Source organism: Arenimonas fontis (assembly GCF_008386465.1).
GTDB lineage: Bacteria > Pseudomonadota > Gammaproteobacteria > Xanthomonadales > Xanthomonadaceae > Arenimonas > Arenimonas fontis.
In genome coordinates, this window is record NZ_VUOD01000001.1 from 194,704 (window position 1) to 207,204 (window position 12,501).

Genomic DNA, 12,501 nt, shown 5'->3' on the forward strand with positions numbered 1-12,501 from the left:
CCGCCCCGATGGCCGCCAGCTTCCTCTGGTACGACCTGGAAACCTTCGGCAGGGATCCGCGCCGCAGCCGTATCGCCCAGTTCGCCGGCATCCGCACCGATACCGAGCTCAACGAGATCGGCGAGCCGATCAGCCTGTACTGCCAGCCGGCCCGCGACCTGCTGCCCTCGCCCGAGTCCTCCCTGATCACCGGCATTAGCCCGCAACAGGCGCTGGCCGAGGGCCTGCGCGAGGCGGAGTTCTTCGCCCGCCTGGCCGAGGAACTGGGCCAGCCCGGCACCTGCACGGTCGGCTACAACTCTATCCGCTTCGACGACGAGTTCGTCCGCTTCGGCCTGTACCGCAACTTCCACGACCCTTACGAGCGCGAGTACCGCAACGGCAACTCGCGCTGGGACCTGCTGGACGTGCTGCGCATGGCCGAGGCCCTGCGTCCGGAAGGCATGGAATGGCCGCTGCGCGAGGATGGCGCACCCAGTTTCAGGCTGGAGGACCTGGCCCGTGCCAACGGCGTGCGCGAAGGCGAGGCACACGAAGCCCTGAGTGACGTCCGCGCCCTGCTCGGCCTGGCGCGCAGGTTCCGGGCGGCGCAGCCGAGACTGTGGGAGTACGCGCTTGGCTTCCGTGACAAGCGCAAGGTCGCCGGCCTGCTCGACGTGGCAGGCATGACGCCGGTGCTGCACGTCTCCTCGCGTTATCCCGCCAGCCGGCACTGCTCGGCCCTGGTGGCGCCGGTGGCGCGGCATCCACGCATCGATTCGCGGGTGCTGGTCTGCAGCCTGGACAGCGACGAGGCCCTGGACGCGTTGCTGTCGCTTTCCCCGGAGGACATCGCCGACCGCCTCTACACGCCGGCCGCCGACCTGCCCGAGGGCGAGCAGCGGGTGCCGCTCAAGGAAGTGCACACCAACAGATGCCCGGTGCTGGTGCCGCTGGCGCACCTGCGCGAGCAGGATTTCCGGCGCCTGGGCCTTGACCGCGACCTTGCGCTGGCCCGCGCCGAGCGCCTGCGCAAGGCACCCGGCCTGGCCGAGAAGGTCCGCCAGGTCTTCACCGAAGAAGCCCGCCGCGACCCGGCCGATGCCGACGCCGCCCTCTACGAGGGTTTCCCCAGCGAACACGACCGCCGCCTGTTCCCGCAGGTGCGCAGCGCGCCGCTGGCCGAGCTGCCCGCCTACGGATCGCGCTTCGACGACCCGCGCTATTCCGAGCTGCTGTTCCGCTACCGCGCCCGCAACTGGCCAGAATCCCTGGACGCGAAGGAACGCGAGCGCTGGGACAGCTACCGCCGGCATCGCCTGTCGGCGGGCAGCGAGCTTTCCGAATACGATTTCGACAGCTACCGGGCCGAGATCGCTCGCCTGCGCGCCATCACCCCGACCGGCCCGGGCCAGGCCCTGCTGGATGCGTTGGAGGCCTGGGGCCTTGACCTGGAGCGGGAGCTGGCATGAGCCGCTATTTCACCGACAAGACCTTCCTCTTCCTGCGCAAGCTGGCCAGGAACAACAACAAGGCCTGGTTCGAACGGCACCGCCGGGACTACGACGAACACCTGAAGCAGCCCTTCCTGCGCCTGATCGCCGACCTGCAACCGGACCTCGCCGCGATCAGCCCGCATTACCGGGCCGATCCGCGCGGCAATGGCGGTTCGCTGTTCCGCATCCACCGCGATACCCGCTGGTCGGCCGACAAGACACCGTACAAGACCTGGGGCGGCGCGCGCTTCTTCCACGAGCGCCGGCGCGAGGTGGCCTCGCCGTCCTTCTATCTGCACATCCAGCCGGGCAACAGTTTTCTCGGCGCCGGCATCTGGCATCCGGAGCCGGAGGTGCAGCGGCGCCTGCGCGTCTTCATCGCCGACAACCCGGCCGGGTGGCGGGCGGCGGTGCATTCGCCTTCGTTCCGGCGACGGTACGAAATGTGGGGCGATTCGCTGCTGCGTCCGCCGCGGGGTTTTCCGGCCGATCACCCGCTGATCGAGGACATCAAGCGCAAGGATTTCACCGCCGGCATGGCGCTCGACGACGGGACCGTGCTGGGGCCGCGCTTGCGGCAAGCGGTGGCTCGCGGATTCTCCGGCCTGGCGCCGCTGGTCGATTACCTCTGCGCGGCGCTCGACCTCGAGTTCTGAGCGGGCTTGCGCTGCCGGCGAGGTCGTCGGTGGGGGAGACAGGTCTTTCGACGCAGGTTCACGCGGATGGGCGCGGATCGTTCTGGGTTCGCGGGTCAGGGCCTCGGCCTTCCTCGCGGCTCGCCGGTACATGTAGTGGCGCATGGCCTGGCGGCCTGTTGGCTTGGAGGCAGGCACCGGCGAAGGTTCGCGGAGGTGGCGCACCATACGCTGCCGCATTGCAGCACGAAAAGTTGTTGACTATCAGCAAGTTGGGTGTTCACTCTGCGGACCGTACGCCGGCGCAGGGGAGCGCCGGTTCCATCCGGGCGCGATGAACGCAAGGACGGGGACGGCGCGTTCCGCATCGAAACCTGGGGAGGGAAGATGCGCTGGATCCTGCTGGCCGCCCTGGCGGCCTTTTCCGGCCTGTGCCAGGCCAACACCGGCGTCGCCTTCGTGCACGGCACCGGCAAACAGACCGACGCCTACAACGACTACTGGAAGCCGCCCTTCGTCAACAACATCCGCGGCGGACTGGCCGATCCGGGCAATTACGTCGTCATCAACTGCGACTTCACCCAGTACATGTGGCACGACGCTGCCGCCGGCTGCCTGGCCGAGCAGCTGACCCGCTTCATCAACCAACGCGGCATCACCCGCCTGATCGTGATCACCCACAGCAATGGCGGCAATGTCGTGCGCTGGATCATGAGCAACCCGACCTGGGACAGCCGTTATCCGAACATCATCAACCGCATCGTCCGCGTCAATGCGCTGGCGCCGTCCTCGGCCGGCACGCCGCTGGCGGATGCCGTCATCGCCGGAAACGTGTTCGAGAGCTCGGTCGGCTGGTTGCTGGGTTACAAGAACGACGCCGTGCGCATGCAACAGACCGGCTGGATGGCCAGCTACAACGCCAACTGGCTGTACGGCACATCCGGCCGCCCTGCCCTGCCCAAGCCCTTCCGCAGCGTCGTCGGCACCGACGTGGACTCGGCGATCTGGGATGCGGACAGCTATTGCGGCGGCTACTTCGAGAACGTCGGCCTGGAGACCACGCAGCTGTGGCTCAGCAGTTGTTCCGACGGTTTCCTTGAGTGCTCCAGCCAATCGGCCGCCGGTTACGTCTGGTTTCAGGACAAGGCGCGCATGGCCGGTCGCGAACCGCTGTCGCACAACCAGAGCCGCCGGGCCTGCTTCGGCCTGGATTCCATCTTGCGCGCCGACATGAGGAACTGAGCCATGAGGACGTACCGAATCCTGAGCTGCCTCTCCCTGTTGCTCGCCGCCGGCGTGCAGGCGGGCGAACTGCTGCCCGCTGGTGCCGGCGATCTTCGCCCCGCCAGCCTGGTGTCGGCACCTCTGCCGGAACGTGCGGTGGAACGCGCGCCGGTGCAGTTCGCCTGGGCGCTGGACCCGGCGGAGGAGATCACCGCGGCGGTGGCGCACCGGGCCGAGAGCCGGGAGTACTGGCTCGTGGCCGAGGCGGGACAACTGCGTCGCGGCCTGGACATCGACACGACCGCGCCGGGCGCGGTGATCCGCATCAGCCCGGAAACCGGCGCCCGGCCGGTGCCGGCGGGTGGCGTGCGGGTGGGCAGGGGCGGGCGCTGGCTGGCCGAGGCCGAGAGCTTCCAGCGCCGGGCAGCGGCCGCCGAGCTGCGGGCCGCCGGCATGGCGGTGCCAGAGGGCTCGGTGGTACTGCAACTGGCGGCTTCGCATGGTCGCGGCCGATTCCAACTGCAGGTGCCGGAGGCCAGGGGCCGCTACCTGGTGCACGTGTTCGAGCCGGACAGCCCTTACGTGCTCAGCATCCAGGCCGAGCGGCCGCGTGCGCTCGCGGGCGAGTCGCTGGAAGTCGCCGTGGCGCTGTCGCGGGGCAGACAACGGCTTGGCGCCTCCCGGCTGGAGGCCGAACTGGTCTCGCCCGATGGCCAACGGTTTCCCCTGCAGCTGCGCAAGGGTGTTGCCCACCTGTCGGCGCCGATACAGGGGAGCGCAGTGCCGGGGTTGTGGGAGGTGCACGTGTTCGCCGGCGCGGTGGACGGCGGCCAGGTCGTGCAGCGTGAGGCCCGTACTGCCATCGAGATCAGCCGGCCGACCGCCCGGCTGGCTGGCGGCTACCGCCTCGATGCCCGGACCCTGCACGTGGAACTGCCGGTACAGGTGGCGGCAGCCGGGCGCTACGAGCTGCGGGGCACGCTCTACGCCACCGGGCCGGACGGCGTGGCGCGGCCGGTGGCGCAGGCGCACACGGCACGCTGGTTGCAGCCGGGGTCGCGCAAGCTGTCCCTGCCCTTCGGCGTCCGCCTGCTGCCGCCGGGCTACGGCGCGCCCTTCGAAGTCCGGCACCTGGAGCTGAAGGACCAGTCGCGCATGGGCACCCTCGAGACCCGGGAGCTGGCCCTGCGCCAATAGACACGACGAGGCGATAATGGCGACGGCCGGGCCCGCAGGGGTCCGGCCGTTTCCTTTGCCGGAGCCGACATGGACCCGCGGCTGCATCGCTTCTCGGCCTTCTACTTCTGCTACTACGCGGCGCTGGGCGCCTACACGCCCTACATCGGCCGCTGGGTGGACGGTCTGGGCCACGGCGGCTACGTGGTCGGCGGCATGCTGGGGCTGTGGTACGGCACGCGCATCTTCGCGCCTCCGGTCTGGGCCGCCCTCACCGGCCGCAGTGCCCGCCCCGGTCGCTGGTTCCTGGCCGGCTGCCTGCTAACCCTGCTCAGCTTTGCCGGCTTCCTGTTCACCCGCGAGGCCTGGGCGGTGCTGGCGGTGATGGCGGTGTTCGGTTTGTTCTACAACGCGGTGATGCCGCAGTTCGAGGCGATGACGCTGACGGCACTGGGGCCACGTCCCGACCTGTACGGCCGGCTGCGGGTCTGGGGTTCGATCGGGTTCCTGCTGGTGGCCGGCAGCTATGGCGCGCTGATGGACCGCTTCGGCGCCACCAGCTTCCCGCTGCTGAGCCTGCCGCTGTTCCTGGCCATGCTGGTCGCGGCCTGGTGGCACCGGGACGACACGCCGCCAGCGCCTGCGGCGGCGGCCGATGCGGGCGGGCACCTGTGGAGGCGTCCCGGCGTTCGCCGCTTCCTGCTGGTGGCGCTGCTGATGCAGGCGGGCTTTGGGCCCTTCTACGTGTTCTACACCCTGCACATGCAGGCGCATGGACATTCGGGCGCGGCCATCGGTGGGCTCTGGGCCCTGGGCGTGCTGATCGAGATCCTGATGTTCTGGCAGGCGCCGCGCCTGATTGCCCGCTTCGGCGCTGGCGCGCTGCTTGGCGCCTGCCTGGCGGTGACGGTGCTGCGCTGGCTGCTGACGGCATTCTTTGCCGACTCCCTGGCCTTGATGGCCCTGGCCCAGGCCAGCCACGCGCTGAGTTTCGCCACCTTCTACGCCTGCTGCATGCAACTGATGGCCGGCTTCTTCCCGGGGCGGCGCGCCGGCGCCGGCCAAAGCCTGTTCTTCGGCTTCAGCCAGGGCTTCGGTGGCGTGCTGGGCGCGGCGATGGCGGCGCTGGCCTGGGAAAGCGCCGGCGGCGGCGCGCTGGCCTTCACCCTGGGGGCGGCGGCAACGGCCCTGGCCTGGGCGATCTGGCTGGCACGGCGCCAGTTCCGGACCTAGTGCCGGTGCCGGGCACTAGTCCTCGTTGGTGACGCCGAAGGGCACATGGCCGGTGGCGACGTGGCGACGGGCGTTCTCGACGTTATGGCGGCTGTCGTCGAAGAAGATATCGGCGCCGAAGGCTTCCAGGAACGGCCCCTTGTCGCGGCCGCCGAGGAACATGGCCTCGTCCAGGCGCACGCCCCATTCGCGCAAGGTCAGAATGACCCGCTCGTGCGCCGGCGCCGAACGGGCGGTGACCAGGGCGGTTCGAATTGGCGAGTCCTCGCCGGCCGGGAACGCCGCCTGCAGGTCGTGCAGCGCCGCCAGGAAGGCGCGGAACGGGCCGCCCGAAAGCGGTTCCCGCGCCCGACTCGTTTCGTTGTCGTGAAAAGCCGCCAGTCCCGAAGTCTTGGAGATGCGCTCGGCTTCGTCATCGAAGATCACCGAGTCGCCGTCGAAGGCAATGCGCAGCTGGGGATGCGAACGCTCGGGAGCCTTGGACGGCAGGATGGTTGCGGCGGCGACACCGTTCTCCAGTGCCGCGCGCACCGAAGCCGGATTGGCCGAGAGGAAGAGCTGCGCACCGAACGGCTTGATGTATGGCCACACCTCGTTGCCGCTGGTGAAAACCGCCCGGATGATGCCCAGGCCGTAGTGCCTGATCGAGTTGAAGATGCGCAGGCCGGTATCGGAGGAGTTGCGCGACAGCAGCGCCACCTCGACCCGCGGGCTATCCGGCGGCGCGCCCTCATTCAGGGCAAGCAACTTGCGCACCAGCGGGAAGGCGATGCCGGGGGCCAGCACCTCGTGCTCGCGCTGGCGCTGGTAATCGGCATAGGCCTCCAGGCCCGCCTTCTGGAAGACGGCATGACTCTCCTCCAGATCGAACAGGGCCCGGGCGGTGATGGCCACCACCAGTCGTCCAGGAGGCTGCGATGGATGGGACGTGACCATGTGGGCGGGCTTCAGGCGGAGGGCCCCAGGCGATGAAACGGTCTCAGGCCTGGAACTGCTCGTTGAGGATACGCTCTTCGAGGTTGTGTTCGCGGTCGAACAGCAGGGTCACGGTACGCTCGAGCGACTCCCGCACACGAACTTCCGCCACATCGCGTACTTCGTGGGAGTCGGCCGTGGCGCTGACCGGACGCTTGTAACGGTCCAGCACCTCAAGACGCACCTCGGTGTCCGCCCGCAGGATGGCGCCGCGCCAGCGTCGCGGCCGGAACGCTGCGATCGGCGTCAAGGCGATCACCTGGGAACCGAGCGGCAGGATCGGCCCGTGCGCGGAAAAGTTGTAGGCGGTGCTACCGGCCGGGGTGGAAACGATGATGCCGTCGCAAACCAGCTCCTCCAGGCGTTGCTGGCCATTCAGGTAGATGCGCAGGTGCGCGGCCTGGCGGGTCTGCCGCAGCAGGGACACCTCGTTGTAGGCCAGGGCATGCGTGGTGGCGCCGGAATCGGAACTGGCCACCATTTCCAGCGGCCTCAGCACGGTCGGTTCGGCCGCGTGCAGGCGCTCGACCAGATCGTCGGGCCGATGCTGGTTCATCAGGAACCCGACCGAGCCCAGCTTCATGCCGTACACCGGCCGGCCGAGCCCACCGTAGCGATGCAGGGTATGCAGCATGAAGCCATCGCCGCCGAGCGCGCAGATGACATCGGCATCGGCCGGCTCGCACGCGCCATGCCTGGCGGCCAGTTTCGCCCTGGCCGCCTCGGCCTCGGGAGTCGGACTGGCAAGGAAAGCGATGCGCGGGACCGGTGGCAGGCTCATGCACGCAGGGTACTTCAGGTCCGGCCGGGGGCGCGACCGGCGGTAGCGCCCCGGGGCTGCCCGGCCTCAGGCCTGGGCCAGCTGGGCCAGCCGGCGAACCGCCACCGACAGGGTCGGATAGTCCATGCCGCGCAGGTTGCGCATGTCGGCGAACATGCCCAGGGTGTAACGGAGGTTGGCATCGTCGCGGGAAAGCCAGGCCTGCACCCGCTCCAGCGGTTCACCCTGCCCCGCCGCCAGCACCTGCCCGACCAGGGCCCGCTGCTGCGCCTGCAGTTCATCGCGCAAGACGCCGCGCGCCTGGGCATGCCAGCGACCCTCGACCGGCAGCCCTTCCACCGCCTCCAGCAGCCAGGCAGTGTGCAGGGCGTCGCCCAGGGCGAAGTAGGCAGCGGCGACCTTGTCCACCGGCATGTGGCGCTCGATGGAGATCTCGACGATGTCCAGGGCGTAGGCCAGATAGGGCAGGCCGGCAAAAGCGCCAGCCAATCCGCTCGGGAAGCCCAGTTCCTGCCAGCGGGCCCGCGACCCGGCCAGGGATCGCGCCGATTCCTCCGGCAGTACCCGGTCCAGCGCTGCCCGCAGCGCTGCCACGCCGCCGGCGTAGCGATCCACCTTCTCGGCGATCTCCAGTCGGCCGCCGCCCGGGCGGTTGAGCAGCCAGCGGGTCATGCTCCGCTGCAGATGCCAGATTTCCAGCAGGGCGTCGAGCTGGGCCGACTCCGGCACTTGCAGGTCCAGCGCGTCTATCGCCGCCCACAGCTCGCGCGCCTGCAGCACTTCGCGGCTGATGGTGAAGGCCTTGGCGATCTGGCCGGCGGACTGACCGGTATCTTCCTGCATGCGCAGCAGGAACGTCGCGCCCATGCGGTTGATCGTCGAGTTGGTGACAGCAGTGGCGATGATTTCGCGGCGCAGCCGATGGTTTTCCATGTCGGCGGCGAAGCGGTCCTGCAGAGCCCTGGGGAAATAGCGGACCAGTTCCTTTCCGAGGTACGGATCTTCCGGCACGTCCGAGTCCAGCATCTGGTTGAATACGACGATCTTGTCGTAACTCAACAGCACGCTCAGCTCCGGCCGGGTCAGGCCAAGTCCACGGGCCTTGCGCTCGGCCAACTCGGCATCGCTGGGCAGGAACTCGATGCCGCGGTCGAGCAGACCCTGCGATTCCAGCGTCCGCATGAAGTGGCCGAAGGAACCCAGTCGGGCGGCGCTCATCCGCTCCATCAGGCTTATCGCCTGGTTCTGTCGGTAGTTGTCGTTGAGCACCAACTCGGCGACCTCGTCGGTCATGTCGGCCAGCAGCCGGTTGCGCTGCTCCTGGCTGAGTTCGCCCCTGGCCACCGGCGCCGACAGCAGGATCTTGATGTTCACCTCGTGATCGGAAGTGTCCACACCGGCCGAGTTGTCGATGAAATCGGTGTTGAGCAGCACGCCGTTCATCGCTGCCTCGATGCGGCCGCGCTGGGTCAGGCCAAGGTTGCCGCCTTCGCCGACCACCCGGCAGCGCAGCTCATTGCCGTTGACGCGCAGGCCGTTGTTGGCACGGTCGCCCACCTCATCGTGGCTTTCGCTGCTGGCCTTCACATAGGTGCCGATCCCGCCGTTCCATAGCAGGTCCACCGGCGCCTTGAGGATGGCATTCATGAGCTCGGTCGGGCTCATCTGCTCGACCGAGGGGTCGATGCCCAGGGCTTCCCGCACCTGCGGACTGACGGCGATGGCCTTGAGCGAGCGCGGGTAGACGCCGCCGCCCTCGGAGATCAGCGCCCGGTCGTAGTCATCCCAGCTCGAGCGCGGCAGACGGAACATGCGTTCGCGCTCGGCATAGCTGCGCGCCGCGTCCGGGTTCGGGTCCAGGAAGATATGCCGGTGGTCGAAGGCGGCCACCAGGCGGATGTGGCGACTGAGCAGCATGCCGTTCCCGAACACGTCGCCGGACATGTCACCGATGCCCACGCAGGTGAAATCCTGGCTCTGGCTGTCAATGCCGAGCGCGCGGAAATGGCGCTTCACCGACTCCCAGGCGCCCCTGGCGGTAATGCCCATACCCTTGTGGTCATAGCCGACCGAGCCACCGGAAGCGAAAGCATCGCCCAGCCAGAAGCCATACTCGGCCGAGATCGAGTTGGCGATATCGGAAAAGCTGGCAGTGCCCTTGTCGGCCGCGACCACGAGGTAGGGATCGTCGCCGTCGTGCCGGACCACGTCCTGCGGATGCACCACCTGCCCGTCCACCAGATTGTCGGTGATGTCGAGCATCCCGCTTATGAAACGCTTGTAGCAGGCGATGCCCTCGGCCAGCACGGCATCACGGTCGCCGCCTGCCGGCGGCCGCTTGACGACGAAGCCACCCTTGGAGCCGACCGGAACGATCACCGTGTTTTTCACCATCTGCGCCTTGACCAGGCCCAGCACCTCGGTACGGAAATCCTCGCGCCGGTCGGACCAGCGCAATCCGCCGCGGGCAACTGGGCCGAAGCGCAGGTGCACGCCTTCCACATACGGCGAGTAGACGAAGATCTCGCGGTAAGGAACCGGCTTGGGCAGCTCCGGAACCCTGGCCGGGTCGAACTTGAAGGAAATGTAGTCGCGATGGCGCCCGTCCCGTTTCTGGAAGAAGTTGGTGCGCAGGGTGGCGTTGATGAGCGCCATATACCGACGCAGGATGCGATCGTCGTCTATGCTGCCGACCAGACGGTCGAGCAGGATCTCCAGGGCATCGGTGATGGCGTCCACCTGGGCCTGACGATCGAGCGTGCGGGCGGCGGCGATTTCCTGGGGGATGGTGTCCAGCGCCTGACGCTGCTCGCACGGCAGCACCCAGGCGATCTGGTCGTGCAGCGCCTTCTGACCGGCGGCGTCGAGGGGCACCTCGCGACCCGGCTCGAAGCGGGCCTCGAACAGCTCGTACAGCAAGCGCGCGATCACCGGATAACGCTGCAGCGCTTCTTCCATGTACTGCTGCGAGAACGGCACGCCGGTCTGCTGGGCGTAGCGGGTGTAGCCACGCAGCATGGCAATGTCGCGCCACTCCAGCCTGGCGCTCAGCAGCAGGCGGTTGAAGCCGTCGTTCTCGGCCTCGCCGCGCCAGACTGCCTCGAAGGCCTGCTCGAACGGCCGGTGTGCGGCCTCGACATCCACATCGCCCGCCAGCGGCTGCACCTCGAAATCCTGGATGTGCACGCTGCCCTCGGCCAACGCCAGCTCGTAGGGATGTTCGGTCAGGACGCGCAGGCCCAGGTTCTCGAGCACGGGCAGCACGTCGGACAGGGCCAGGTCGCCGGAGCGGCGGAACAGCTTCAGCCGCAGCTGATCGCCATGCCGGAAGAAGGACACCCGCTGGTCCTCGGCACCGCTCAGCCGCGACAGCTGGATGACATCGGCGGCGGCCGACTCCGGCGATACCGACTCGATGTAACCGGCCGGCAGGGCCTTGCCGAAGTGCTGGGCCAGGCGCAGGCCTTCGACTTCGCCCAGTTCGCGCACCAGCACCTCACGCAGCTCGTCGTGCCAGTCGCGCACGATCCGGGCGACCTCGGCTTCCAGCCGGGCATGGTCGGGCTCGACCCGGGCGCCGGCGGCCGGGCGGATCACCAGATGCAGCTGCGCCAGCGGCGACTCGCCGATCTGCACGGCGTGGTCGAGCCGCTCGCCCTGCAATTCGCGCATCAGCACGGCTTCGATGCGATTGCGGACGCTGGTGTTGAAGCGGTCGCGCGGAATGTAGACCAGGGCGGAGAAGAAGCGCCCATGACGGTCGCGGCGCAGGAACAGGCGGGTGCGGGCCCGCTCCTGCAGGCCGAGGATACCCATGGCGGTGGCCTTGAGCTCCTCGGCCCCGGACTGGAACAGCTCGTCCCGCGGCAGCGTTTCCAGGATATGGCGCAAGGCCTTGCCGCTGTGGCTGTTCAGCGGCAGGCCCGACTGTGACATCACGTACTCGTAACGCTGCCGCACCACCGGGATGTCCCAGGGCCTGCGGTTGTAGGCGCTGGAGGTGTACAGACCCAGGAAGCGGCACTCGCGCACCGCCCTGCCTTCGGCATCGAACTCCAGTACGCCGATGTAATCCATGTAACCCGGCCGGTGTACGGTGGCGCGGGCATTGGTCTTGGTCAGGATCAGCACTTCCTTGCGGGTGCCGGGCGGCAGGTCGGCGGCCGCCAGGCCGGCCACCGGTCGCGACTTGGCCTTGTCGTCCTTGCCGCGCAGCAGGCCCAGGCCGGTGCCCGGCACCGGGCAGAGCTGGCGATCGCGCACCTCGTACTCGCGGTAACCCAGGAAGGTGAAATGGTTGTCGGCGGCCCAGCGGAGGAAATCCCGGGCCTCGGCGCGCGCCGCCGGTTCCACCGGCATGTCCCTGTTTTCCAGGCGCTCGGCAATGGCCAACATCCGTTCCCGCATCGGCTGCCAGTCGGCGACGGCGGCACGGACGTCGGCGAGTACCGCCAGGATGGCGTCGGCCAGGGCCTGCATGCGCTCCGGATCGGCAAGGCGATCGACTTCCAGGTGCATGTACGATTCGGCATTGCCCTCGCCCACCGCCAGCAGCTCGCCGGCTTCGCCGCGCCGCACCTCTATCACCGGATGCACGATCTGGTGCAGGCCCAGACCGAACTGGGCCAGGGCCATGCGAACCGAGTCCACCAGAAAGGGCATGTCGTCGTTGGCGATACGCACCACCGTGTGGGTGCTTTCGAAGCCGTCCACCGCCAGGCTCGGATTCAGTACCGCGATGCTGGGCCGGCCCGGTTCGCGCCGGCCGGCAAAGGCGAAGAACGAAGCCGCTGCCGCCGCCCACTCCGCCGCTGGCCGGGCCGCCATCTCGTCCTGGGGCAAGCGTCGGTAGAACGCCCTGACGAAGCTCTCCAGCCGGGCCAGCTCGGAGGCGGGCAGCCGTTTCGGCAGGGCGGAGACTACGGCATCTATGGAGTCGTCGGAGGCCAGGGCGGTGGCGTTCATGGACTGCTTGCTCGCGGGGCGTGGATAAAGTCGCGAA

Annotated in this window: 8 protein-coding genes; 5 read left to right on the forward strand and 3 right to left on the reverse strand. The window is 68.7% G+C overall.

Annotated features, from left to right (window positions below; genetic code table 11):
- Positions 1-8 precede the first annotated feature (8 nt).
- From sbcB to F0415_RS00965, 5 genes are all read left to right on the forward strand, one after another.
- A complete protein-coding gene (gene sbcB, locus F0415_RS00945) occupies positions 9-1,451 on the forward strand; it encodes an exodeoxyribonuclease I (RefSeq protein WP_149859320.1) in 1,443 nt (480 codons plus the stop codon).
- Positions 1,448-2,131 carry a DUF2461 domain-containing protein gene (locus F0415_RS00950; protein WP_149859321.1) on the forward strand — a complete coding sequence of 228 codons (684 nt, stop codon included), beginning with the start codon at positions 1,448-1,450 and terminating at the stop codon, positions 2,129-2,131. The genes sbcB and F0415_RS00950 overlap by 4 nt, the downstream gene beginning before the upstream one ends.
- Before the next feature lie 366 nt (positions 2,132-2,497).
- The gene (locus F0415_RS00955; RefSeq protein WP_149859322.1) at positions 2,498-3,352 is read left to right on the forward strand and encodes a lipase family protein; all 855 of its coding nucleotides are present in this window, start codon (positions 2,498-2,500) and stop codon (positions 3,350-3,352) included.
- 3 nt (positions 3,353-3,355) lie between these two features.
- A complete protein-coding gene (locus F0415_RS00960) occupies positions 3,356-4,531 on the forward strand; it encodes a DUF4785 domain-containing protein (RefSeq protein WP_149859323.1) in 1,176 nt (391 codons plus the stop codon).
- Between the two features lie 69 nt (positions 4,532-4,600).
- The gene (locus F0415_RS00965; RefSeq protein WP_149859324.1) at positions 4,601-5,743 is read left to right on the forward strand and encodes an MFS transporter; all 1,143 of its coding nucleotides are present in this window, start codon (positions 4,601-4,603) and stop codon (positions 5,741-5,743) included.
- A 15-nt stretch (positions 5,744-5,758) separates the two neighbouring features.
- On the opposite strand, the gene F0415_RS00970 is transcribed toward F0415_RS00965, so the two are convergent.
- The 3 genes from F0415_RS00970 to F0415_RS00980 form a co-directional block, all read right to left on the reverse strand.
- Positions 5,759-6,679, reverse strand: a complete 921-nt coding sequence (locus F0415_RS00970) for a 5'-nucleotidase (protein ID WP_149859325.1) — start codon at positions 6,677-6,679, stop codon at positions 5,759-5,761.
- A 43-nt stretch (positions 6,680-6,722) separates the two neighbouring features.
- The gene (locus F0415_RS00975; RefSeq protein WP_149859326.1) at positions 6,723-7,499 is read right to left on the reverse strand and encodes an NAD kinase; all 777 of its coding nucleotides are present in this window, start codon (positions 7,497-7,499) and stop codon (positions 6,723-6,725) included.
- Positions 7,500-7,565: 66 nt separating this feature from the next.
- Positions 7,566-12,464: an NAD-glutamate dehydrogenase gene (locus F0415_RS00980; RefSeq protein ID WP_149859327.1), complete on the reverse strand. Its 4,899-nt coding sequence runs from the start codon at positions 12,462-12,464 to the stop codon at positions 7,566-7,568.
- Between the last annotated feature and the right edge of the window lie 37 nt (positions 12,465-12,501).